Origin of the sequence: Sulfitobacter sp. AS59 (assembly GCF_038899995.1) — a bacterium.
In the GTDB taxonomy this organism is placed as follows: domain Bacteria; phylum Pseudomonadota; class Alphaproteobacteria; order Rhodobacterales; family Rhodobacteraceae; genus Sulfitobacter.
Genome location: NZ_JBBMQK010000009.1, coordinates 22,292 through 46,391, shown reverse-complemented (window position 1 = coordinate 46,391; position 24,100 = coordinate 22,292). Strand labels below are relative to the sequence as shown.

Here is a 24,100-nt window from a genome sequence, read left to right as displayed (position 1 = left end):
TTTACCGAAATCTGATTCTCTCAAGGTGGTGCCGCAACAAGGGTTTCCCCAAGCTACCGATAGAACAACATCGCGTAATTGACGCATCTATCGCTATCTTCGTTTCAGAGCGTTCCAGAAAAATCACCGCCTGCAGAACTTTGTTCTGATAGCGGCTGTAATCCAATCACAGTGGACTTGTCGTAACTACGTCTATTGAAGGCGGCTGTGCTTAGACTATTTGCTCAGGGAACAAACGGAGCAGATTATGAAAAATGTACTTGTAGCAGCCACGCTCGCCTTTGCAGCCTCAGTCGGTTCGGCGCAGTCCGAAACCCTGAATGTCGGGATGTCCGGTGGCTATTTTCCCTTCACCTTTGTCAAACTGGATCAGTTGCAAGGGTTCGAGGTTGATTTCATCAACGCCATTGCCGCCGAGACGGGCGATGAGGTGAATTTTGTCACCATGTCATTTTCGGGCCTGATCGGGGCGCTGGAAGTCGGGCGCATTGATACGATTGCCAACCAAATCACGATCACACCCGACCGCGAGGCGAAATTCGCGTTCTCGCAGCCCTATGTTTTCGACGGTGCGCAGGTCGTGGTCAAAGCGGGTAACGAGGCAACCATCGGCAGTGTTGAGGATCTGAGCGGCAAAACCGTTGCTGTGAACCTTGGGTCGAATTTCGAAGAGCTGCTTGGCCAATTGCCGAACGCAGACCAGATCGACATTCGCACCTATGAAAGCAACATCGCGCAAGACACGGCGTTGGGCCGCGTCGATGCGTTTGTGATGGATCGTGTGTCATCCGCACAGCTGATCGCCGAAAGCCCGCTGCCTTTGGCTTTGGCTGGTAAACCGTTCAGCGAAATCCGCAATGCGTTGCCGTTTCGCGATGACGCAGAAGGACAAGCGCTGCGCGATAAATTCGACGCGGCGATTGTAACGCTACGCGAGAACGGCACATTGGCCGAAATCTCGGAAAAGTGGTTTGGAACTGACATTACAGTAGCGGAGTAACGCTGATGCGGGCACTGGATTTCGAATACATGCTGGATCTGGTGCCCGTCCTGCTGGGCTATGTGCCGCTGACATTGTTCATGGCCATCATCGGCATGTTCTTTGCGCTTATTCTGGCGTCCATTCTGGCGGTGGAGCGGGTGTTTAAAATCCCTGTGCTGGACGGCTTTGTACGCCTGTTCATCAGCTTTTTCCGCGGCACGCCTCTCTTGGTGCAGTTGTTTCTATTCTATTATGGCGTACCGCAGGTCATGTCGTTTCTGACGAATATCGATGGTGTGACCGCCACGATCATGGGGTTAACGCTGCATTTTTCCGCCTATATGGCTGAAAGCATCCGCGCCGCGATCCTTGGGGTGGACCGCAGCCAATGGGAGGCCGCGCAGGCCGTTGGCATGACGCAGGGCCAGATGATGTATCACATCATTCTTCCCCAAGCGGCCCGCGTCGCCGCGCCGACGCTCGTTAACTATTTCATCGACATGATCAAAGGGACCTCCCTGGCCTTTACCCTTGGTGTGACTGAACTGATGGGGGCCACGCAGAAAGAAGCGGCAGGTAGTTTCCTGTATTTCGAAGCATTCCTCGTGGTGGCGGCAATCTATTGGATCATGGTCGAGGCATTGGCATTTCTACAGCGTCACCTAGAGGTTTATTTGAACAAGGCGCATGCAAGATGACCAAACCAGCCGCTATTTCCATCAAAGGTCTCAGCAAGTCCTTTGGCGCGACCCATGTTCTTGAGAATATCGACCTCGATATCGCGCCGGGCGAGCGGGTCGTTGTGATTGGCCCCTCCGGCACGGGTAAATCGACGTTGCTGCGCTGCCTGAACTATCTGGATCACCCTGACGGCGGCAACATTCGCATCGGTGATCTGAGTGTTGATGCTGATACGGCGTCGCGCGCTGATATTCTGGCTCTGCGGCGCAAAACGTCGTTTGTTTTTCAGAACTACGCCCTGTTTGCCAATAAAACTGCCCGCGAAAACATCACTCAAGCGTTGATTACCGTCAAAGGGCAATCCAAGGCCGATGCGATTGCACGCGCGGATGCGACCCTGCGCGAGACCGGACTGGCGGATAAGGCGGATGCCTATCCAGCAGCGCTTTCGGGGGGGCAGCAGCAACGTGTTGGGATCGGGCGCGCGATGGCGTTGGATGCCGATCTGATGCTTTTTGACGAACCGACCTCGGCCCTTGACCCTGAATGGGTGGGCGAGGTTCTTGATCTAATGCGGCGGGTGGCCGAGAAACGGCAAACCATGTTGATCGTTACCCATGAAATCCAATTCGCACGCGAGATTGCGGACCGGATTATCTTTATGGATGGCGGCAAGATCGTTGAACAAGGGCCGCCAAAGCAACTGCTTGAGGCCCCGCAAGACCCCCGCACCAAGGCGTTTTTGCGCCGCGTTTCCTGAGGCGTATCGGGTTAGACAGACAGGTATTGATCGCGGATTTCCGGATGTGCCTGAAGCTCTGACAGGCTGCCCACGAATTTCTGCGTGCCATGTTCGATGATCACCACCCCATCTGCCACAGCTTGGGCAAAATGCAGGTTTTGTTCGGACAACAACACGGTCAGGCCTTCGCTTTTCAGCTGAAGGATGACGCGGGCCATTTGTTCGACGATCACGGGCGCGATGCCTTCGGAGGGTTCATCCAGCAGGATAAATGCAGGGTTGCCCATCAAGGTGCGCGCGATGGTCAGCATTTGCTGTTCGCCACCCGACAGCGCCTTGCCGCGATTATGCCGCCGCTCCGCAAGGTTGGGAAACAGATCAAACACCATGGTTTCTGTCCACGTGGTGCAACCCTCACGCGGGGGCTGGCGGCCAACCTCGAGGTTTTCCAACACAGTAAGCTGCGTAAAGATCCGGCGTTCTTCGGGGACATAGCCCAAGCCGGCCCGCGCGACCTTGTGGCTAGCCCATCCGGTGATGTTCTGACCCTTATAGGTGACGGTCCCACTGCGGGGTTTCACCAGCTGCATGATCGATTTCATGGTGGTCGTTTTGCCAGCGCCGTTGCGCCCCAGCAGCGCAACAACAGTGCCTGCATCCACGCTAAAGTTCAGGTCATTGAGAACATGCGCCTTGCCATAGAATGAATTGACGTCTTTGACCTCAAGCATGGGCGTCCTCCTGCGCTTTGAACAGGGTGCCGCCGCCAAGGTATACTTCTTGGACCTGCGGGTTATTGCGGATTTCATCGACCGTGCCATTGGCGATCAACTCACCCCGGTTCAAAACCATGATGCGGTGGGCATGGGCAAAAACCACATCCATGTCATGTTCGGTGAAGAGCACGCTGATGCCCTTGGCGTCTAGTATGTCAGCCGTTAGCTGCATCAACGCGATGCGTTCACGCGGGGCCATGCCGGCGGTGGGTTCATCCATCAACAGCAGGATCGGATCATGGGCTAGCGCCACGGCCAGCTCCAACCGTTTAAGGTCACCATAGGCCAGCACGGCGCAGTGGCGTTCTGCCTGATCAACCATGCCCACGGTATCAAGCAGGGCCAGCGCTTCGTCGCGGTAGAGCTTATGGGCAAAGGTTGTCAGCGAATACAGCCGCCGGTGATGCGAGATCAGCGCCATTTGCACGTTTTCAACCACGGTCATCGACGCATAGGTCGCGGTGATCTGAAACGTGCGCCCCACACCCATCCGCCAGATTTTGCGCGGCTGCATGCCAGCGATGTTTTTGCCCATCAGCTGAACCGTGCCCGAGGATGGTTTGAGCTGGCCCATCAACATGTTGAAACAGGTGCTTTTGCCCGCGCCATTGGGGCCGATCAGGGCCAGCAATTCACCCTTGGCCAGATCAAAGCTGACATTATCAACGGCCTTGATGGCCCCGAAATTGCGTGACAGATTGCGAACAGACAGGATCGGGCTCATTTCGCGTCCTCCGGTACCTTGAGAATGCCAAAGCGTTCACCCGCCTTGCGCAGCGATCCGACGATGCCTTCGGGGCCAAGGATAACAACGACGATAATCGACAGGCCCAAGGCAAGGCGCCAGTATTCAAACCGCGTCAGGTAATCTTTGATCCCCTCAAAGAACGCCGCACCGACCCAACCGCCAGACAGGGTTTTCACACCGCCCAGGAACACCACGATCAGCGCGTCAAAGCTGCGCGCGGTTTCCAGCTCGTTCGGGAAAATGCTACCCTTTGAGAACACGAACAACCCACCCGCAAGACCGGCCATGATACCGGCAAAGGTAAAGGCGACCCATTGAATGCGCTTGGTGTTGATGCCCATCGCCTCGGCCTGACGGGCGCTGTCGCGTGCGGCGCGCATGGCATAGCCAAAGGGTGCATGGGCGGCTTGGCGCAGCAACAAGATACCGCCGACACACAGCACGAAGGCGAGGTAATAATAAACGTCATTGTCAGAGGCCCAGTCAGACGGCCAGATATTCACCAAACCATCATCGCCGCCGGTGACATCCCCCCATTGGAATGCAAGGCTCCACAGTAGTTGACCAAAGGCGAGGGTTAGCATGGCGAAATACACACCGGTTGACCGCAGGCAGACCCAGCCGATCACGATAGCGGCGAGACCCGCACAGATGGGTGCCAGCACCAATGCCAGCTCCATCGGTGTATCAGCGTAGGTGACAAACAGCGCTGCCGCATAAGCCCCGCCCCCAAAGAATGCCGCGTGGCCAAAGCTAACAAGCCCACCTTGACCCAGCATGAAATGCAGCGATGCGGCGAACAGGCAGAAGATCATGATATCGGTCACCAGAACGACGGCAAAGTTTCCGCTGTAGAAGGGCAACAGCCCAAGGATCAGCAGCCCGGCAGCGACCAGCAAACGCATACGATTGCCCGCAGGTTTGATGGGACGTTCCGGTTCGCCAACCTGGCCGTGTTCACCGGCGATTTCCTCTTTCCCCAGCAGGCCAAAGGGGCGGAACATCAACACGATAACCATGACCACGAACATCAGAACCAGCGTGGATTGCGGTGCATAGGTGACGCCAAAGACGTTCAACACAGAGATGATCACCGCCGCCAGATAGGCCCCCGGCAGCGACCCCATGCCGCCGATCACCACAACCACAAAGACCGATCCCAGAATGGTGAAGTCCATCAGCAAGTCAGCGCCGCCTTTGGGCAGTTGAAGCGCGCCACCCAGACCCGCCAAGGCACAGCCCAGAAAGAACACGCCAGTAAACAGCCACGCTTGGTTTACACCAAGGGCGCTGACCATCTCGCGGTCTTGGGTGGCGGCGCGCACCAATGTGCCGACGCGGGTTTTGGTGATCAGATACCACAGACCAATCGCCACAAAGGGCGTGATCACGATCAGCGCGATGTCATATTGGGGTACCGGTTCGCCCATGATGCGGATCACACCCTTGAGGCCCGGCGCGCGTGGGCCCAGCAGATCTTGGGGCCCCCAGATCATCAGCGCGAGGTCTTGGATAACAAGGATCACGCCAAAGGTGGCAACCAGTTGGAACAGTTCAGGTGCGCTGTAGACAGGGCGCAGCACGCAGATTTCGACGATCACACCGATCAGGCCAACGATAATCCCCGCCAGCAAAATAGCGCCCCAAAATCCGACCATGCCGGGCAGTACCTGCATCAGCGAATAGCCGACATAGGCCCCCAGCATATAAAATGACCCATGGGCAAAGTTTACAACGCGGGTCACACCAAAAATCAGTGATAGACCCGAGGCAACCATGAAAAGTGCGCCAGCGTTTGCAAGCCCAGTCAGAATCTGTGCGATAAAAAGGCCCATCAGCCACCTCGATCAATTTGGGGAATAGGGGCGACCGCTCCGGAAAGATGTTCCCTTCCGGAGCGGTGCCAGCCGTTATTCTGCAGGGCGCAGTTTTGCGACTTCTTCGTCAGACGGCAGATAATCCGCACCATCCAGATAGGTCCAGTTGGTCATGACCCCTCCCCCGTCTTTCAATGCGGTCGTACCAACAAAGGCACCCATGGTCGCCTGATTGTCGATCTCGCGGAAGGTGATGTCGCCGACGGGCGTCGCCACATCCAACCCTTCAAACGCCTGACGGATCGCATCGCCATCCGTTGATCCAGCTTTCTGGATCGCCGCCGCAACGGTTGCTGCCGTCATGTACCCAACAAGCGACCCCAGCTTGGGTGTCTCGTTGAAACGCGCTTGATAGGCATCAACAAAGGTTTTGTTCGCGCCGTCTTCCTCGGTGAAGTCATACCAAGGGTAACCGGTGACAACCCAGCCTTCGGGTGCTTCATCGGCCAGCGGTTCCATATATTCAGGCTCGCCCGACAGCAGGCCATAAACCGTACGGCCGTCAAACAGACCACGTGTCGTGCCTTCGCGTACGAACTTTGCCAGATCGGGGCCAAAGGTCACGTTATAGATCGCATCGGGCTTGGACCGTTCCAGCGCTTGCACTTCGGCACCTGCGTCGATCTTGAACAGGGCCGGCCATTGTTCACCCACGAATTCAACGCCGGGTTTCAGTTCGGTCAGCACTTCCTTGAACGCGGCAACCGCATCTTTGCCATAGGCATAGTTCGGCGCGATGGTCGCGTATTTCATCGCATCGGTTTTGGCGGCCTGTTCAGCCAGCATCGCGGCCTGCATATAGGTCGATGTGCGCAAACGGAACGTCCAAGGGTTGCCTTGCGACCATGTCAGCGCGTCGGCCAGCGGTTCGGCGGCCAGATACACCCACTGTTTTTCAGCGGCGACAGATGAAATGGCCAAACCCACGTTCGACAAGATCGTGCCGGTGAGCATCACAGCCCCTTCGCTGGTCATCAGCTCTTCGGCGATTTTGATCGCCTCGCCGGGGTCGCCTTGGTCATCGCGAAAGATAAACTCGAGCGGGCGGCCCAGCACACCGCCAGCGGCGTTGATTTCTTCTAGGCCCAGTTCGATGCCCTTTTTATAAGGTTCAGCAAACGCAGCCATACGCTTGTAGTGGTTGATTTCGCCAACCTTGATTGGTTCGCCCGATTGGGCAAAAGCGGCAATGCCCGTCATGCTAAGGGCCGCGGCCCCGACAAGGGTTTTCAGGAATGTACTTCTGTTCATTTGGTGTCCTCTCTGGTGGGTGGGTGCCGTCTTTTGCGGCATTTTTAATTCGTTAATCATGCTGGACAAAGACCGGCGAAACGGGATCGCCCAGATCATCTGTGGCTTCGGCCTCGACCCGGTCGCGAATGCGCTTGCGATACACATTTGGCGCTTTGTCGATGGCGATACGGATGGGTTTGCGCTTTTGCGGGCGCTGTTCTTCCTCGTGTACGGCTTCAAGGATCGCTTTGTCTTCGGCAAAGGCAATCCGGAACATCGCGTCCATCTGATCAGACGCGGCATCATCACCAAGGGCGGTATTGCGCAGATGCATCCAGTGGTCGATTGTATAATCCTCGGTCACGGGGGTGACGAAATGCAGCGCAAAAATGCGCACGCCTTTGTTGCGTTGTTCCTCGGGAAGTTCAAGCGCAGCATCGGCGGACCCAAAGTCAATCACAGCGGTCGATGGCATGTGCAGATAGTAATAATGCCAGCGGTCGACATTACCGTCAAAACCACCGAACTCCTTGAAGAACCCGATGGGTTCAGCATCCCTGATCCAGCGCCATGCGACGATGACCTCGTCGGCGGTTTTCACATGCACTGGCACGTTTTCCGAGGCTGCATTCCCCAAGGTCGTCGGGTGAACAAAGCTGACATGCGCAGGGTCCACCAGATTTTCGGCGACGTTCAGGTAGTTCGCTTTGATATGCAGCTTGTCCCCGTGGTGCAGATGCCAACCGTCTTGCGACAGCTCCGGCATATCAAAGGCCAGCGCGGGGTCTGCTTTGTCGGCATCGCCCATCCAGACAAACACGATGCCATGACGTTCAAGCACAGGAAAACTGTCAACATAGGCAGAGGCGGGTAAATTCGACTGTCCCGGCACGCGCACGCATTTGCCGTCGGCCCCGAATGTCATCCCGTGATAGCCGCATTGAATGGTGTCGCCGATACGCTTACCTTTGGACAGCGGCAACAAGCGGTGCGGGCAGCGGTCCTCTAAAGCGGCAAGGTTTCCGTCGCTGCACCGAAACATAACAAGGTTCTGCGCAAGCAGTGTCAGCGGCACTAGATCGTGGTCAAAATCCGTGGACCATCCGGCGACATACCAGGCGTTTCTGACAAAGGACACATGCGACTCCTTGTATTAACTGTCTTCATGAAGGACCAAAAACTTGTTAGCTGTCAAACAATATTTATGATCGGTTCTGTTGTGGACCCCAGATAAAAACCATGGGATGATAATGCACAACAAATACGCGATTGCAGTAAAATACTGGACGATACATTGACCAACCTGGCGGAACTACAAACCCAAACGGCCCCCTACCAGCTTGAGGATCAAGTGGGTTTCAAGCTGCGCTTGGCCAACCAGCGCCATCTTGAGATTTTCAATCGCCGGATGCCGGACATCACACCGACCCAATTTGCCGTGCTGGCCAAGCTGCGCGACGAGGTCAAGATCAGCCAGAACCAGCTGGGCCGTCTTGTGGGTATGGACGCCGCCACAACCAAAGGTGTGGTAGACCGCCTGCGCAAAAAGGGTCTGGTGCAAAGCAGCCCCTCCGCGACCGACATGCGCCGGCTTGAGATTTCATTGACCGATGCGGGTGTCGCCTTTGCGACCGACGCGGTTGAGACCGCGCTTGATATCTCGGCCGAAACTGTCGGCAACCTGACCCCGCGCGAGGTGGAGCGGTTGCTGACGTTGTTGGATAAGCTTTAGACCCTATCGCAGGCCATCTTTGCCTTCGGCGTCCGCATGTGTCAGCCCGCCCACGCGCGGCAAAGGCCGCCCGCTGTCGGTTACGGCGACGGCGACCATGATCTCGTCGGCGCGGGGCGCATCGTTCAAACGCACCTCGATCCCGTCGAAATGGCTGCGCACATACGCGGCGTCTTTGTGACCCAATGGCACGTCCAGCACCTGCCCCGGTCCGCCCATCTTTTTCGATGACGGCACAAGGGCGGCACCCTTTTCAACAGCCACACGCAAGGGCGCGCCCAGTTTTGGATGCAAAATTGCGGCGGCATGTTCCAGCTCTCCGCCCTCGCCGACCATGGCGGCCTTGCCATAGCTTTCGGCCTCTGCCGGTTCGATCCCAAGGGCGGCCACGCATTTATCGCCCAGCAACCCGCCCAATTCGGCCCCGATATCCATCAAAGGCGTCAGGTCTTCGGTATAGGAGCCTGCAAAAGGGTTTTTGATCACCGCGACGGCGACGGCCTTGCGGGTTGCGGGCGATATAACCTGCCCGATTTCGCGGTGTGTTTCTTCGACCCAAACGGCGATTTTGCGAATTTCGGCGCTCATCTTAATCCATCCTCCCCTTTGATGTCTTGGGCGTCCAAGCCCCCTGCCCGGCTATGTACTCGCGCCCCTGTGGTCATGACCAGGATCACGGCCATCTCGTTCGCGCGCGGGCTGTCGTTCAGCCCAACTTCGATTGAATCGAAATGGCTGCGGACATAGGACGCGTCGACATGGGTGACGGGCACATCCAGCCGCACCCCAGCTGCGCCGACCTTTTTCGTAGATGGCACAATTGCCTTGGCCCCGCCCAATACATCGCGCATCGCATAGCCGCCCGGCGCATGCCAAAGCGCGCCATGCTCCAACTCCCCGCCGGTGCCGACGATGGACCCTTTGCCGTACCCTTCGACTTGTTTTGCATCTACCCCAAGGGCGGCCAGCAGCTTTTGCGCCATCTCGACACCCAACGGTTTGAGGTCCTCCATAAAGGGTTGAATGTCCTCGACATAAGACCCTGCATAGGGGTTTTGGATGACCGCCATCACATATCCGCGTTTCAGCGGTGTGTTGGCGCGCGGCCCTCCTTCGTGAAAGATTTCCTCGATACTGGTGACCATCTTGCGGATTATGACGTCAGGCATGGGTGCGGGTCTTTCTGTATGTGTTTCATTCTTTCGGGCAGTCCCAGCGTTCGGTTCTGCCCTTGTAGGAACAGCCCCGCACCGTGGATCAGATGCGCCGTGCGCATCCCGTTGGCCGCAGTCTCACCGCGTTCAAGGGCCCGCGCAACATCTGTTTGGGAAAGCATGCCCACATGGGTGACGACGGGCGCGATGCCCAAATCGGTATCGTCGCGCAAGCTGTTTGCGGGTGCGCGTTTGATGGCGGGGTGATCCGGCAGATCAACGGTATTGCCCAGCTTTGTCGCCGCTGCATCTGCTGTGCTAGCAGACCGCGCGAGCACGGTTACGGCGTCTGCGATCCCAAGGCTGAGGCTGCGCCCACGTTGCCCGCTTGTAGCAATGCCGCGAATGGGGTCGGTGCTGGCGATCGCGACGGTGCCTAGGTTTTGGCCATCCGGCGAGGCAACGGCGATGTTAAATGTGGTCCCTTCCGTCAGGTGCAGGGCGATATCGCCGCCGTTGTTCACATAGGCGCGGGTCAGGTCAGTTGCATCGACCATGGCTGCCAGCACTTCCTCGGCCACGGCACCAGCGACGCAGATCATTGGCGTGGTCAGGCCGTCGGCATGGGGTAGCGCGGCGCGGTACATACGGCGGGCAATTTTACCGGTTGGTTTGGTGCCGACGGGTTGGCGTAACAGGGGAAGCTCGTCCATCAGCTCAGTCAAAACAGTCTCAAACCGCGCGTATGCGGCGCGATACGCAAGGTCGCGCGCGCCATCTGCGCCGATGATCAGATCAATTGGCCCATGTGACAGATGCAACCTGTCACCGGGCAAAAGGGCGGCGTGTGCGTTCATGTGTCGCCCTTTGACCAGCCATAGTTTTCACGGGCGTTCGGATCGGATTGCAGCGCTTGTTGCGCAACGCGGCGCACGTCGCTGGTGACAACATCGCCGACAGGTTGGATATGTTCCATGTGGCCGCCAAGGGTCCCGTAATCCTCGCGGCGCAGGGTGAATTCGATGGGCGCGACCAAAGCAGGTGTGGGGACATAGCCGAAGGAATTCGTGGGCATGTCCATCACGTCAACCATGACGGTGATCCCCCCGCCGGGCCAGACATAGGCGGCGGCCCCGCCGCAAGATACATGGGTCAGCGATTCCTTGACGGACCGTGTCAGGCGCACAGGGTTTTCCGTGACGCCGGCGCGCAAGCTGCCACCCGCACCGCCCATGAACAAAACCGAACATAGCGATGGTTCGCAGTTTTCCGCGATGCGTTCGGCAACGGTGAGCAGTTCGGGGGTGATGTCTGCCGGTTGTGGCTCAAGATCATCATCGAGGGTGAAGTACGCCCACTGCTCCCCCGTGGTCGAGATCATCAGCAACCGCAGCCCGGGCCATGCCCGCTTGGGATCAGCGGGGCGCAGGATGGTCAGGGGGTCTTCTACATCGGTTCCGCCCCAGCCGGTGCCGGGATCCGCGACCTGAAAATAGCGGCCCGGCGTGGACCTCCGCCCGTTGATGCGGATGCCTGACGGGGTCATGTCCAATCCCTTGCCCGCCTCGTGTTCACTGAGCACACCGGTGATGTGGTCATCGACGACAACGACCTCGTCCACGTGGCCATGCCATTGTTTGGCGAACATGCCGATGGTCGCTGATCCACAGCCAACCCGCATCAGCTTTTCCGGCGTGCCATTGATAACGGGCGCTTTACCCGCCTCGACCACCATGGTCACGCCACCATCAATCGTCATCTCAACCGCATCGCGATTGCACAGACGCAGCAACGCATCGCAGGTCACGCGACCCTCTTTCTTGGACCCGCCGGTCAGGTGTTCAACCCCACCCAAGGACAGCATTTTCGACCCGTATTCGGAGGTCATGACATGGCCGATGGCCTCACCATCCACCCGCACCACGGCGCGTTCGTCGCCAATGTGACGGTCCGTGTCGATCTTTACCTTGACCCCGCAGTAGGAAAATATCCCTTCGGTCACCACGGTGACCATATCGACGCCTTCGACCTCTTGGCTGACGATAAAGGGGGCGGGTTTATAGTCCGGATAGGTCGTGCCCGCGCCGACGGCGGTCACAAAATCGCGCCCACCTTGAATAACATCGCCATCCCAGTCTTGCGCGTTGTTGCCCTGATCCAGAAACGCGACGGCCTTGGCCCCCGATTGGATCACCGTCAGCGGATCAAGACGCACCAATTCGCCCGCATGATTGGCATAGCGGTCACAGGCGCCGGATTTTCCTTCGGCGATGAAACACATCACCGGACAGGCGTCGCAGCGAATTTTGGCGGGCTTGGCGTCGCGCAGATCGTCAGGCATGTCTGGCCTCCTGTAGGGCAGCACGCAGGCGCGTGGGGGTTGCAGGGGCGTGGGTCATTTTCGCGCCCGTCGCGTGGTAGATGGCGTTGAATATCGCAGGGGCCGTCGGGATCAACACATGTTCGCCCAAACCTTTGGCACCATAGGGGCCATGGGCGTCTGCGATTTCCAATATCAGTGTCTCAATCGGGGGAATATCGCCAATTGTGGGGATTAGATAGTCGTGCAGGTTTTCGGTACGGCCGGGGATATATTCCTCCATCAGCGCCATGCCCAGACCTTGGGCAATGCCGCCTTGCACCTGCCCCTCGACCAGCAGTGGGTTGATTGCACGCCCCACATCATGGGCAGCAACAAAGCGCAAAGGTTTGCAGAGGCCCAAGGCGATATCGACCTCGACTACCACCAGATGCGCGGCATAGCCAAATTGCGCATAGGGGATACCCTGCCCGTTTTTATCCAGCGGTTTGATGGGCGGGTCATAGGTTTCTTGGGCCATCAACACATAGCCATCAGCGTTTGGTTCAAGCCGTGACAGGTCAAGGGTCTGCGCCTGCCCCGTATCGGTCACGGTCACTTTGCCGCCCTCAAGGGTGATTGTCGCATCAGGGCCCACGTTGGCTTGCAAGAGTATCTCGCGGCGAAGGGTTTTGCCCGCTTTCAGGGCGGCGTTACCCGACACGAAGGTCTGGCGCGAAGCGGAGGTTTTACCGGCGTCTGGCGTAATATCGGTATCGGCACCGAGCAGGGTCACGCCGTCAATCGACACGCCAAGCGCCTTGGCGAATATCTGTGGAATGACCGTGTTAGAGCCTTGGCCGATGTCCATCGCCCCTTGGTGCATGACGACCGTGCCATCGGCACGTACCCCCGCCTTGATCGTTGACGGGTTCGGCAGTGACGTATTCCCACAACCGTACCATGCGCTGGCAATACCGACGCCGCGTTTAAACCCACTATGCGTCGCGTTGAATTCGGCGCATTCCGCCTTGGCCATTTCCCAAGCTGGGCGCAGTGCCTCGAGGCAGGGTTTGATGCCCACACCTTGGGTGAACACCTGCCCGCAGACGGTTGGGACATTGTCGTCCAGCGCGTTTTTCAGGCGGAAGTCCAGCGCGTCGATCCCCAGCTTTTCAGCGAGCAGGTCAAAGGCGGTTTCCTGCGCAATCGCTGACTGAGGGACGCCAAAACCACGAAACGCGCCTGATGGTGGGCAATGCGTATGCACGGCCCTGCTGCGCGCACGGTAATCGGGAATGTGGTACGGGCCAGAGGCATGAACCGGCACGCGGTTCGCGACCGTCGGCCCCCAACTGGCATAGGCACCGGTGTTGAAATCGCCGTCAAAACGCATACCGGATAAGGTGCCATCTGCCTTGGCCCCAAGCTTGATATTGATCTGGGCCGGGTGGCGTTTGGTCGTCGATTTCATCGTTTCATTTCGCGAATAGGTCATGCGCACGGGACGGCCGGTTTTCAGCGTGGCCAAAGCGATAAACGGCTGCAAAGACACGTCGATCTTGGACCCGAACCCGCCCCCGACGGCCGTCGGAACGATGCGAATATCGGCCATCGGCATGTTCAGAACCGAGGCCAGCGTTTCACGGTCCATGCCCGGCGCTTGGGTGCAAGCGTGGACATGCAGGCGGCCATCAACCATCTCGGCAAATCCAGCCTCGGGTTCGATATAGCCATGTTCGACAAAGCTGGTTTTATAGGACGCCTCGACGGTTACATCCGCCGCCTCAAGCGCCGCATCCGCATCGCCGCATTGCACAAAACCGCCGCACATAATGTTGCCTTTGCGGTCCTCAAACAGCAGTGGGGCATCGGGGGCGAGTGCATCACCAATGTCGGATAGCGTGGTTTGCGGGGTCCATTCGACGGGAAAGCCCGCGATGTCCAGCATCGCCATCGTATCAGCATCACCGACAACGCAGGCAACCGCTTCGCCACGGAAACGAATGTGGTTAACGGCGAATACTGGCTGATCGATAAATCCGGGAATGACGCCAAATGCGTTTAGGCCGGGCACGTCTTTTGCCGTAAGAACAGTCTCTACCCCGGGGTGATTGGCCTGCCAAAGATCAATATCACCAAAGGTAAAGCTGGCCGAGGGATAGGGCGACCGGATCACACGGGCGACCAGCGCACCGGCGGGGGCGACGTCATCGCCAAAACGCTCGGACCCATCCACCTTGGCCAAGCCATCAAAGCGCCGCGCGTTATGGCCAAGTTCGAAGGGCGCTTGAACCAGTTGATCGGCGGTGTGGGCACCCACGACGGCATCAATAATCTTGCGATAGCCGGTGCAGCGACACAAAACACCGCCAAGCGCGTCTTGGACCTGCGCGTCACTTGGCTGGGGCGTGGCACGCAGCAAAGCCACGGCAGACACCATCATCCCCGGCGTGCAAATCCCGCATTGGGCCGCTTGGTGGTGTTGAAAGCTTTCCATCAACGCTTGGGCATCTGGGTCTGCTTTGACCAGCCCGGCAAGGGTTTCGATCTTGCGCCCGGTTGCCTGTTGCGTGGCCATCAAACAGGCGCAAACCGGTGCGCCATCAACCAATACGGTGCAGGCCCCGCAATCGCCCGCATTGCACCCGATCTTGACATCTTTGCGGTCCAGCCGTTCCCGCAAGGAATGGGACAGCCGTTCGCCCGCGGTCGGATCGACTTGGACGATTTCACCGTTCAGCGTGAACGACGTGGCCATCGTGGCAGCAGATTTATCCATCAGGCATCCCCTTCCAAGGCCAGGATAACAGCACGGCGAATGACCTGTGTTGCTGCTGTTTGACGATAGTCAGCTGTGGCGCGCACATCCGAAATGGGCGTGATCCCGTGGATTAGATCATCGGTGATCGCATTGGTTAGCCCCTTTGCTGGCAATCCGCGCAATGCAGTTTCCAACGTCGTTAGCCGCTGCGCCACGGGGGACGCCGCGCCGATGGCAACGCGGATGTCAGTGACGGTGCCATCCTTAACCTGCACCACGACCGCCACCATGCAGATCGAGATGACCAGATATTTGCGCGCACCCAATTTGACAAAAGCGCCCTTGGACCCGTCTGGCAGATCGGGAATATGGATCGCCGTCAGAATTTCATCCGCCGCACGGTCGGTTTTGCGCACCCCTTGCAGAAAATCACATAATGCCATCTCGCGGGTGCCTTGGGGCGAGGTCAGCTCGACCGAGGCATCGAGCGTGAGCAGCGGCGGCACCCCATCGGCCGCGGGGGATGCGTTGCAAAGGTTGCCCGCAATGGTGCCGGTGTTTTGGATCTGAACCGACCCGACCTCGTGCGCGGCCAGTTTCAGCCCGTCGAAAGCAGGCGGTAAATCGGCCGTAATAATATCGGTCCACGTGGTCGCGGCACCAATGCGCCACCCCCGGTCCGTTTTTGTCACGCCGCGCAAATCGGCCAGCCGCGAGATATCGATGAGCGTGCCATCAAAATGGCGGTCGCCTTGGGCGGGAAACCAATCGGTGCCGCCAGCAATCACCGACGCAGGCCCTGCCGCCAAAGCCGTCAGCGCATCCTCAAGCGTGGTCGCGGTGATATAGCTCATGGGGGCGTGCTCCTATCTGCCAAAAGTCGTTGGTGTACTAATAAGAATTCGATGCAGCGGATTCTGTCAAATCAATTCGCCTGCGCGTTAGCCCACAAATGCCTTTTCGACCACAAAAGTGGCGGGACGGTTGTTGGCACCTTCTTCAAGGCCGAACCCTTCGAGCGCCCGCTTTGTATCGGCGAGCATTTCCATCGACCCGCAGATCATACCGCGATCGGTTTCAGGGTTGATGGGTGGCAGGCCCAAATCGGTAAAAATCTTGCCCGAGGCCAGCAAATCTGTCTGCCGTCCCATGCGCGGCCAATCCTCACGTGTCAGCGTGTCGTATAGGGTCAACCGTTGGGCAAATTCACCAATCAAGGGGTCCGTCTTAAGGCTTTCGACCAGATCACGCGAATAAGTTAACTCGCCCGCCGTGCGGCAGGTGTGGCACAAAATTAGGTCGTCGAATTTCTCGTATGTTTCCGGATCGCGGATGATCGACGCAAAAGGGGCGACCCCGGTGCCCGTGGCGAACATCCACAACCGCTTGCCTGGCAACAGCGCGTCATTGACCAGCGTGCCCGTGGGTTTGCGCCGCATCAGGACCGTGTCCCCAACCCGCATTTTTTGCAGGTGTTCGGTGAGCGGGCCGTTGGGCACCTTGATCGAATAGAACTCGACCTCCTCATCCCACGAGGGGGAGGCGATGGAATAGGCCCTGAACAACGGCTTTTCCGCATTGGGCAGGCCGATCATCACAAATTCACCGGACCGAAAGCGAAAGCTGTCCGGGCGCGTGATGCGAAAGCGGAACAGGCTGTCCGTGTAATGTTCCACTTGGGTCACTGTTTGCGCAAAGACGCCTGCAGGTATTGGGAACGGGGTGTCGAGTGTTGCTGCTATCTGCATCGGGGCGTCCTTTTTGCGATTTCTGATATTGTTTGTATACATATGATTATCTGTCAAGCGTTTCATCTTGATCGGACTGGTTTTTCTGTTAGCGTTCAAATGAAACCCAGCTGATTGAAAGGCGACCCCATGTCAGACACCCCCGCAAAGCTTGTGATCCGCAATATTGGCATGATCCTGTCTGGCAAGATGGAAGAACCGATCCTAGACGGGGATTGCCTGATCGCGATTGATGGCAAGATCACTGAATGGGGCAAGGAAAAGGACTTGGATTGCGAGGGGGCCACGACCGAGGTCGACGCCCATGGTGCCACGCTTTCCCCCGGCTTGATCGACAGCCATGTGCATCCGGTCGTTGGCGACTACACCCCGCGCCAGCAGCAATTGGGGTGGATCGATTCGACCCTGCACGGGGGCGTGACGACGCTGATTTCGGCGGGCGAAGTCCACATGCCCGGGCGGCCCAACGATCCTGTTGGTACCGTCGCAATGGCGATTGCGGCGCAGCGCTGGTACGAAAATTTCCGCCCGTCCGGCGTCAAGGTGCACGCAGGGGCACCGCTGCTGCAACAAGGGCTGGAGGAGCATCATTTCAAACAAATGGGCGAAGCTGGCGTGACGCTGATTGGCGAGGTTGGCCTGGGGACCGTCAAGGACGGCAAAACCGCGAACGAGATGGTTGGCTGGGCGCGTAAATACGGCATGCAAAGCACGATCCACACTGGCGGCCCGTCGATCCCCGGATCAGGGTTGATCGATGCGGATATGGTGCTGGAAACCGGTACAGATGTGGTCGGCCATATCAATGGCGGGCATACTGCCCTGCCGGACGATCAGATCATTTGCATCTGCGAAGGCTGCCAAGCCGCGCTTGAGATTGTGCATAACGGCAACGAACGCGCGGCATTGCTGACGCTGAATACCGCACGCGAATTGGATAAGTTGGACCAGCTGATATTAGGCACGGACGGGCCTGCAGGCTCTGGCGTGCAGCCCTTGGGGATCATGCGGATGGTGGCCTTGCTGTCATCACTGGGCGACGTTCCTGCCGAGATCGCGTTTTGCTTTGGCAGCGGTAACACCGCGCGGCAACGCAAGCTGGATACCGGCTTGATCGAGGTTGGCAAATGCGCCGATTTCGTCGTGATGGATCAGGCACAGCACGCGCCGGGTAAGAACCTGCTGGAATCGGTGCAACTGGGCAATCTGCCCGGCGTTGGCATGACCGTGATTGACGGTGTCGTGCGCAGTCTGCGCAGCCGGAACACCCCGCCTGCGACACGCCTGCCGGAGTTGGTGAAAGGAACAGTAGGGGCGTAAGCGCCCCTAGCTGACCCCCAACAACCGCATCGCGTTTTCCTTAAGGATCAGCGGGCGCACTTCGTCCTTGATTGCGATCTTCTCAAAATCATTCAGCCAGCGTTCGGGGGAGATCATCGGCCAGTCCGACCCGAACAGCATCTTTTTCTTGAGGATCGAATTGGCGTAGCGCACCAGAATGTCTGGGAAATATTTCGGCGACCAGCCAGACATGTCGATATAGACGTTAGGTTTGTGCTGCGCGACCGAAAGCGCCTCTTCCTGCCAAGGAAAGCTGGGATGCGCGAGGATGATTTTCAGGTCGGGAAAATCAACTGCGACATCGTCCATATACATCGGGTTTGAATATTTCAGGCGCATGCCGTTGCCGCCGGGCATGCCTGATCCGACGCCGGTTTGGCCGGTATGAAACAGCGCGATGCCGCCCTCTTCGGCGATGGCCTCGTACAATGGGTATGCGATGCGGTCATTGGGGAAAAACCCCTGCATCGTGGGGTGGAACTTGAACCCTTTAATGCCGAAATCTTTGATCAGACGCCGTGCCTCGCGCACGCCCATCTTGCCCTTCCACGGGTCGATTGACGCAAAGGGGATCAGCACGTCGTCGTTTTCAGCTGCGATGGCTGCCACCTCTTCGTTTTTATAACGGCGGTATCCGGTTTCACGCTCTGCATCGACGGGAAAGATGACAGCGGCGATATTTTGTTCGCGGTAATGCGCTGCGGTTTCCTGAACGGTCGGGGGGTGCTGCCAAGGGGCACCGAAATAGCTGGCCATGGTCGACTGCAAATCGTCATAGCCGTCGTCAGAATGGCAGCCGCAGGGTTCTTCGGCATGCGTGTGAAAATCGATGGCACGGATTTTGTCAAAGTCGATCATTAAGGTCGCTCCCCTGCTTAGGCTTTGTGCAACTTTGGTACAAAATATATTGCTATTCAATAGAACAATTGTTCTATTCACCTAAATTAAATGTCCCAAGGATGATGCCGCCATGACCCAAGCCGTTGCCAACCCCGATGTTCTGAATGTTGACCTGCAAGGTAACATCGCCGTGCTGACCATGACGCGCCCGGACAAACGTAATGCAATGAACGATGATTTGCTTGGCGCACTCAAGGCATTTTTCATGGATCCGCCCAAAGACGCGCGGGCCGTCGTGCTGACCGGAACCGCCGGGCATTACTGTTCCGGCCTAGACCTAAGCGAGCACGTCAAACGGTCGACCGAGGAAACGCTGTATCATTCGCGCAGCTGGCACGCAGTGATGGACATGATCCAGTTTGGCGGGCTGCCGGTTGTGTCAGCAATCTTTGGGGCGGCCATCGGCGGCGGGCTGGAGCTGGCAACATCCACCCATGTCCGCATTGCAGAGCCTTCAACGATCTTTCAGCTTCCCGAAGGACGTCGCGGGATTTTTGTGGGGGGCGGTGCCACCGTTCGTGTGGGCCGTATCCTTGGGGCCGACCGGATGACCGAAATGATGCTGACAGGCCGCAAGTTCAACTCTGAAGAAGGGGTGCAGCTGGGGCTGGCGCATTACGCAGTGGGCGAAGGCGAAGCGCTGGCCCTTGCCATGGATTTGGCCGGCAAGATCGCGCGCAACGCACCCATGTCCAATTACATGATGATCAATTCGATCAGCCGCATTGACGATATGTCAAAGGCGGATGGTCTGTATGTCGAAAGCCTGAGCGCGGCGGTATCGCAGTCAGGTCCCGACGCTGACGAAGGCTTGCGCGCGTTCTTGGAAAAGCGGGCCCCTAAGTTTCGCTAGCAGACTGGCAAAATGTCGCGCACCTTGCGGCAGTTTATAAGCAGCACAAAGCTGAATCATCAACTCTGGGAGGAAACGATGGATAGACGTTCTTTGATTAAAACCGTGGCGGCGGGGGTTTTCGCAAGCGGCATGTTTGCAGGCACGACTGCGTCGGCCGAAACAACAACACTGCGCCTGCACCAATTCTTGCCCCCGGTTGCGACCGTGCCAAAACATATTCTCAAGCCATGGGCCGAACGCGTCGAAGCGGCGTCGAACGGTAGCCTGAAAATCGAACATTTCGATGGTATGTCCCTTGGCGGCCGCCCGCCGGAGCTGATGGACCAAGCGATTGACGGCGTCGTTGATATGTCGATGACCGTCGTGGGCTATACCCCTGGCCGCTATCCCAAGACCGAAGTGTTCGAACTGCCCTTTATGATGACCGATCCCATCGCGACGTCAGAGGCTTTCTGGCAATTGGTCGAAGATGATCTGCAAGCCGGTGAATACAAAGACCTGAAGGTTCTTGGCGCATGGGTGCACGGCCCCGGTGTGATCCACACCAAGGAACCTGTGACCAAGTTGGAAGATCTTGCTGGCAAAAAACTGCGCGGCCCGACACGGGTGATCAACGACATGCTCTCTGAACTGGGCGCGACGCCCGTGGGTCTGCCCCTGCCCGGCATACCCGAGGCGTTGTCCAAAGGTGTGGTCGAGGGCACCGTGATCCCGTGGGAAGTGACCCCGTCGATCCGTCTGACCGAACTGGTGACCAACCACACTGAATTCACGGGTCCAGAATCGCTTTATACGGCGACAATTGTATTGGTGATGAACAAGGATAAATACGAATCCCTATCCGACGAACAGCGTGCGGCGATTGATCAGGAATCGGGTGCCGTGCTTAGCAAATTCGCGGCACAGGTGATGTTTGATTATGACGCGCCGGGTCGCGAGATTGCGGTGAAGAACGGGAATAACATCATCGAACTGGACGCCGCCGAAGTTGCCCGTTTCAAGGAAGCGGCCCAGCCCGTGATCCAGCGTTGGGTGGCAGAAGCTGAAGGCAAAGGCTTTGACGGTCAGGCGCTGATTGATCGGGCCAAGGCGTTGATCAAAGACAAGTCAGACATGTGATTTTGCAGAGGCGGCCCATATCGGGTCGCCTCTCATTCGCGCGGCGCGATCAGTCTTCGACCAGCTTTAGCAGTATTGCATGCAGGTTTTCACGTTCAGCTGCACTGATGTTGGCGAAAACGCGATCTTCGTGGGCAATAATCGCTGCGCGCACCCGGTCATGAAGCTGATGCCCTTTCAACGTGGCCCGCAGCGCATAGGCCCGACGGTCGGAAAGCGCCCGTTCGCGACGGATCAAATCCAAGCCTTCCAATTCGTCGACGATAACCACCATCCCTGACCGTTCGATAGACAAGGCGGCGGCGACGTCACTTTGGTTGATGTCCGGGTTCCCAATGACAACGGAGAGCACGGACATGCTGCGCTGGCTTAGGCCAAAACCCAGCAGTAATTCACGTAAATCCCTTTGGATGGTGACCCAGCTGCGTTTGATCAGATAGCCGGTAAAATCAGGAAGGGCACTGTTACAGATGGGGGACAGTAATTCGCTGTTTTGGCGCGCGCCCGTCGAAGTGTCCGCTTGTTTGCTCATTACGTGCCCCATTATGTTCTGACACCGAACAGTATTCCGAACCAATGATTTTTTGCAAGGCCGATGCGAGGGCTTGTTCGTGTCGGCCCCGTCATTGCATGATCGGATCAACCCATATGCCGCTTAGGAAACACATGTCTATTTTGCCTGCCCCGCCCCTTCGCCATGTGACCGACCTTATCGTCACCTTGGACCCGATCCGGCACATGAACCAAGGCCGTGCCGGGGTGCGCCGGATTATTCCCATCGTTGGCGGCAGTGCAAAAGGGCCCGCAATCAACGGTAAAATCCTGAATGTAGGGGCGGATTGGCAAACCCAATTTGCCAGCGGATTGACCGAACTTGATACGCGCTACGCCATCGAAACCGATGACGGGGCGACCATCGAGATCAAGAATTATGGCTATAGGCATGGCCCAGCCGATGTGCTGGATGCGTTGGTACGTGGCGAAGATGTGCCGCCGGGTGCCTATTATATGCGTACCCACGCCCGGCTCGAGACAGGCGATACCCGCTATGATTGGGTGAACCATACCTTGTTTGTCGGAAACGGCGCACGGCTAAACGGGTTGGTGCAAATGTCCTTGTTTGCGATTGACTGACGTCGGGCGCTGAAATTCCCCCGTGACGTAAAGAAGTGCTTTCTTTCTGGGGGCAAGCATGTTCAGTTTTCGCTAGTATTGCGCAGATCAAGCCATGGCACAGGGGTAAGACCCGCCAAATCCTGCCAAATGTCAGTTTGCGGAACTTCGTTCCGTTATGCGGTATTGGCAGATGGGATTTTACGGCTTAGGCTACGCAAATCAGAGTCGCGAACAATCGTGGAGGAGTGTTCGCAAAGGCTCGTTTAGGGAGGGGGATATATGGCCGAGAAATCGGAAGGACTGCCAATGCGGGGTGGCCGTTTATGACGGGCATGACGATGGAGGAGGCCATTCGCCACACCGTTGCCACCAACCCGACCTTTGAGGTTGTTGAGGCAGATGTACGCGGTGTTACGTATCGCACGTTTAAGAACATTCCCGGTACTGTTGCCGCATTGATGCTGGCCAGCCGCGAACAACATGACAACGGTGCTGCTGAATTTCTGGTCTATCAGGATGAACGCTGGACCTATGATGAATTTTGCGCGCAGGTGCACCGTATCTCTCACGCGCTGCGCGACAGCTTGGGCGTCCAGAAAGGCGACCGTATCGGCATCGCCATGCGCAATTACCCCGAACTACTTATGCTCACACTCGCCATCGCATCTGCGGGCGCTGTGGTGGTGTTCGTCAATGCGTGGTGGACGACAGAAGAGCTGGACTACGCCCTGCAAGACAGCGGCGCGAAAACGATCTTTGCCGATGGCCCGCGGTTGGAACGTATGTTGCCGCTGCAAGACAGTCTTGGCCTGCGTCTGATCGGTGTGCGCGATGGCGAGGGGATGACTGATCATTCGCTAACCACACTCGCCGCCAATATGCCTGACACGCCGATTGACGGGATCACCCTGGACACCGATGACGACTTTGCCGTCATGTATTCCTCGGGCAGCACCGGCAAACCCAAGGGCGTCGTGCAGACGCATCGCAGCGCTGTCAGTGCCGTATTCAGCTGGCTTATTCAGGCGGTCGCCGCCCCCTTGGTGAACCCGCCGCAGCCCGGCGATCCTGAACCGCCCCGCCCTTCGGGGCTGGTTGTGACGCCGCTATTCCACGTCACTGCAACGCATCCCCTGTTCCTGCTCAGCCTGCCAGCGGGGGCCAAGATATCGCTGCTGCATAAATGGGACGCAGAGGAAGCCGTGCGCGTGATCAACCGTGAAAAAGTCACGCGGTTTCTGGGTGTTCCTACGCAGTCCGCCGATTTGCTTGAGGCCGCAAAACTGATGGGCGAAGCCCTGCCCACGCTCACATGGCTGGGTGCCGGTGGTGCAAAACGCCCCGCCGCCCAGGTCGCACAGTTGCAAGACCAGTTTCCTGCCGCCGAGATTGCGACCGGCTGGGGCATGACAGAAACCAACGCCCTTGGTATCGGCATGGTCGGCGAGGAATATAACAAACGCCCCAATGCCGCCGGCAAGCTGCACCCGCCGCTGCAAGACGTGCGGTTTCTGGATGATAACGGCAATGACGTGCCGGTTGGCCAATTGGGTGAAATCACCGTCAAAAGCCCAGCTAACATGCGCTGTTACCTCAACAAGCCCGACGCCACCGCCGAAACCATGCAAGACGGCTGGCTGCGCACTGGTGATCTGGGTGTGATCGACGAAGAAGGGTTCATTACCATTCTGGATCGCAAGAAAAACATCATCATTCGGGGCGGCGAAAACATTGCTTGTTTGGATGTCGAAGGGGCGCTGCACACGCATCCCGACGTGATCGAGGCCTGCGCCTTTTCCGTGCCGGACGAACGTCTGGGCGAAGTCGTCGGCGCCGCAGTGCAGACCCGCAGCGGCAAGATGATGACCCCTGCCGAGATGGCCGCACATCTTGATGGTCATATTGCGAAATTCAAAATCCCCGAACAATTGTGGTGCCAAGACGGGCCTTTGATCCGTGGTGCCACCGACAAAATTGACCGCCGTGCGATCCGCGCCGCGTGTCTGGAACTTTAGGCCCTTGAGCCTTTGCT

The 24,100-nt window shown here is 57.8% G+C and carries 23 protein-coding genes; 9 read left to right on the top strand and 14 right to left on the bottom strand.

The features are described from left to right. The first annotated feature begins 247 nt into the window (after nt 1-247). The 3 genes from WNY39_RS16250 to WNY39_RS16240 are packed head-to-tail and all read left to right on the top strand — an operon-like array spanning nt 248 to nt 2,423. Entirely contained in the window at nt 248-1,000 is a 753-nt protein-coding gene (locus tag WNY39_RS16250; protein ID WP_342847203.1) for an amino acid ABC transporter substrate-binding protein, read from the top strand. Nucleotides 1,001-1,005: 5 nt separating this feature from the next. Next, nucleotides 1,006-1,680 carry an amino acid ABC transporter permease gene (locus WNY39_RS16245; RefSeq protein ID WP_342847201.1) on the top strand — a complete coding sequence of 225 codons (675 nt, stop codon included), beginning with the start codon at nt 1,006-1,008 and terminating at the stop codon, nt 1,678-1,680. Next, entirely contained in the window at nt 1,677-2,423 is a 747-nt protein-coding gene (locus WNY39_RS16240) for an amino acid ABC transporter ATP-binding protein (RefSeq protein WP_342847199.1), read from the top strand. Before WNY39_RS16245 ends, WNY39_RS16240 begins: the two co-directional genes overlap by 4 nt. Nucleotides 2,424-2,434: 11 nt before the next feature. Here the strand turns inward: WNY39_RS16240 and WNY39_RS16235 are convergent, their stop codons facing one another. From WNY39_RS16235 to WNY39_RS16215, 5 genes are all read right to left on the bottom strand, one after another. Beyond that, nucleotides 2,435-3,136: an ABC transporter ATP-binding protein gene (locus tag WNY39_RS16235; protein ID WP_342847197.1), complete on the bottom strand. Its 702-nt coding sequence runs from the start codon at nt 3,134-3,136 to the stop codon at nt 2,435-2,437. Next, entirely contained in the window at nt 3,129-3,905 is a 777-nt protein-coding gene (locus tag WNY39_RS16230; protein WP_342847195.1) for an ABC transporter ATP-binding protein, read from the bottom strand. The genes WNY39_RS16235 and WNY39_RS16230 overlap by 8 nt, the downstream gene beginning before the upstream one ends. Next, the gene (locus WNY39_RS16225) at nt 3,902-5,764 is read right to left on the bottom strand and encodes an ABC transporter permease (RefSeq protein WP_342847193.1); all 1,863 of its coding nucleotides are present in this window, start codon (nt 5,762-5,764) and stop codon (nt 3,902-3,904) included. Before WNY39_RS16225 ends, WNY39_RS16230 begins: the two co-directional genes overlap by 4 nt. 75 nt (nt 5,765-5,839) lie before the next feature. Then, nucleotides 5,840-7,057, bottom strand: a complete 1,218-nt coding sequence (locus WNY39_RS16220) for an ABC transporter substrate-binding protein (RefSeq protein WP_342847191.1) — start codon at nt 7,055-7,057, stop codon at nt 5,840-5,842. A gap of 52 nt (nt 7,058-7,109) precedes the next feature. Next, the gene (locus WNY39_RS16215; protein ID WP_342847189.1) at nt 7,110-8,177 is read right to left on the bottom strand and encodes an aromatic ring-hydroxylating dioxygenase subunit alpha; all 1,068 of its coding nucleotides are present in this window, start codon (nt 8,175-8,177) and stop codon (nt 7,110-7,112) included. Between the two features lie 156 nt (nt 8,178-8,333). Here WNY39_RS16215 and WNY39_RS16210 point away from each other — a divergent pair, with 156 nt between their 5' ends. Further along, nucleotides 8,334-8,771 carry a MarR family transcriptional regulator gene (locus WNY39_RS16210; protein ID WP_093917439.1) on the top strand — a complete coding sequence of 146 codons (438 nt, stop codon included), beginning with the start codon at nt 8,334-8,336 and terminating at the stop codon, nt 8,769-8,771. Between the two features lie 3 nt (nt 8,772-8,774). Here the strand turns inward: WNY39_RS16210 and WNY39_RS16205 are convergent, their stop codons facing one another. From WNY39_RS16205 to WNY39_RS16175, 7 genes are all read right to left on the bottom strand, one after another. Beyond that, entirely contained in the window at nt 8,775-9,359 is a 585-nt protein-coding gene (locus WNY39_RS16205) for an amino acid synthesis family protein (RefSeq protein WP_342847186.1), read from the bottom strand. Then, nucleotides 9,356-9,940 carry an amino acid synthesis family protein gene (locus WNY39_RS16200; protein ID WP_342847184.1) on the bottom strand — a complete coding sequence of 195 codons (585 nt, stop codon included), beginning with the start codon at nt 9,938-9,940 and terminating at the stop codon, nt 9,356-9,358. Before WNY39_RS16200 ends, WNY39_RS16205 begins: the two co-directional genes overlap by 4 nt. Next, complete coding sequence (locus tag WNY39_RS16195) at nt 9,925-10,782, bottom strand: UPF0280 family protein (protein WP_342847182.1); 858 nt, start codon at nt 10,780-10,782, stop codon at nt 9,925-9,927. The genes WNY39_RS16200 and WNY39_RS16195 overlap by 16 nt, the downstream gene beginning before the upstream one ends. Further along, nucleotides 10,779-12,266 carry a 6-hydroxynicotinate reductase gene (locus WNY39_RS16190; RefSeq protein ID WP_342847180.1) on the bottom strand — a complete coding sequence of 496 codons (1,488 nt, stop codon included), beginning with the start codon at nt 12,264-12,266 and terminating at the stop codon, nt 10,779-10,781. The genes WNY39_RS16195 and WNY39_RS16190 overlap by 4 nt, the downstream gene beginning before the upstream one ends. After that, entirely contained in the window at nt 12,259-15,006 is a 2,748-nt protein-coding gene (locus WNY39_RS16185; RefSeq protein ID WP_342847178.1) for a molybdopterin cofactor-binding domain-containing protein, read from the bottom strand. The genes WNY39_RS16190 and WNY39_RS16185 overlap by 8 nt, the downstream gene beginning before the upstream one ends. Then, on the bottom strand, nt 15,006-15,842 hold the full coding sequence (locus WNY39_RS16180) for a xanthine dehydrogenase family protein subunit M (protein WP_342847176.1): 837 nt from the start codon (nt 15,840-15,842) through the stop codon (nt 15,006-15,008). Before WNY39_RS16180 ends, WNY39_RS16185 begins: the two co-directional genes overlap by 1 nt. A gap of 87 nt (nt 15,843-15,929) precedes the next feature. Beyond that, on the bottom strand, nt 15,930-16,736 hold the full coding sequence (locus WNY39_RS16175) for a ferredoxin--NADP reductase (protein ID WP_342847175.1): 807 nt from the start codon (nt 16,734-16,736) through the stop codon (nt 15,930-15,932). A 129-nt stretch (nt 16,737-16,865) separates the two neighbouring features. On the opposite strand from WNY39_RS16175, the gene WNY39_RS16170 reads away from it, so the two are divergent. Next, the gene (locus WNY39_RS16170) at nt 16,866-18,056 is read left to right on the top strand and encodes an amidohydrolase family protein (protein WP_342847173.1); all 1,191 of its coding nucleotides are present in this window, start codon (nt 16,866-16,868) and stop codon (nt 18,054-18,056) included. Between the two features lie 6 nt (nt 18,057-18,062). Here WNY39_RS16170 and WNY39_RS16165 read toward each other — a convergent pair whose 3' ends face one another. After that, nucleotides 18,063-18,935 (bottom strand): amidohydrolase family protein, encoded by an 873-nt coding sequence (locus WNY39_RS16165; RefSeq protein WP_341235779.1) that lies wholly within the window; start codon nt 18,933-18,935, stop codon nt 18,063-18,065. Nucleotides 18,936-19,047: 112 nt separating this feature from the next. Between WNY39_RS16165 and WNY39_RS16160 the strand changes: the two genes are divergently transcribed. Together WNY39_RS16160 and WNY39_RS16155 are read left to right on the top strand one after the other, a co-directional pair. Next, a complete protein-coding gene (locus WNY39_RS16160) occupies nt 19,048-19,830 on the top strand; it encodes a crotonase/enoyl-CoA hydratase family protein (RefSeq protein WP_342847171.1) in 783 nt (260 codons plus the stop codon). 78 nt (nt 19,831-19,908) lie between these two features. After that, a complete protein-coding gene (locus WNY39_RS16155; RefSeq protein ID WP_342847169.1) occupies nt 19,909-20,952 on the top strand; it encodes a TRAP transporter substrate-binding protein in 1,044 nt (347 codons plus the stop codon). Nucleotides 20,953-21,001: 49 nt separating this feature from the next. On the opposite strand, the gene WNY39_RS16150 is transcribed toward WNY39_RS16155, so the two are convergent. Continuing rightward, nucleotides 21,002-21,484: a MarR family transcriptional regulator gene (locus tag WNY39_RS16150; protein ID WP_342847167.1), complete on the bottom strand. Its 483-nt coding sequence runs from the start codon at nt 21,482-21,484 to the stop codon at nt 21,002-21,004. 134 nt (nt 21,485-21,618) lie between these two features. Here WNY39_RS16150 and WNY39_RS16145 point away from each other — a divergent pair, with 134 nt between their 5' ends. Both WNY39_RS16145 and WNY39_RS16140 read left to right on the top strand, forming a co-directional pair. Further along, nucleotides 21,619-22,086 carry a DUF3237 domain-containing protein gene (locus WNY39_RS16145; RefSeq protein WP_342847165.1) on the top strand — a complete coding sequence of 156 codons (468 nt, stop codon included), beginning with the start codon at nt 21,619-21,621 and terminating at the stop codon, nt 22,084-22,086. A 305-nt stretch (nt 22,087-22,391) separates the two neighbouring features. After that, on the top strand, nt 22,392-24,083 hold the full coding sequence (locus tag WNY39_RS16140; protein WP_342847164.1) for a class I adenylate-forming enzyme family protein: 1,692 nt from the start codon (nt 22,392-22,394) through the stop codon (nt 24,081-24,083). Nucleotides 24,084-24,100: the final 17 nt, after the last annotated feature.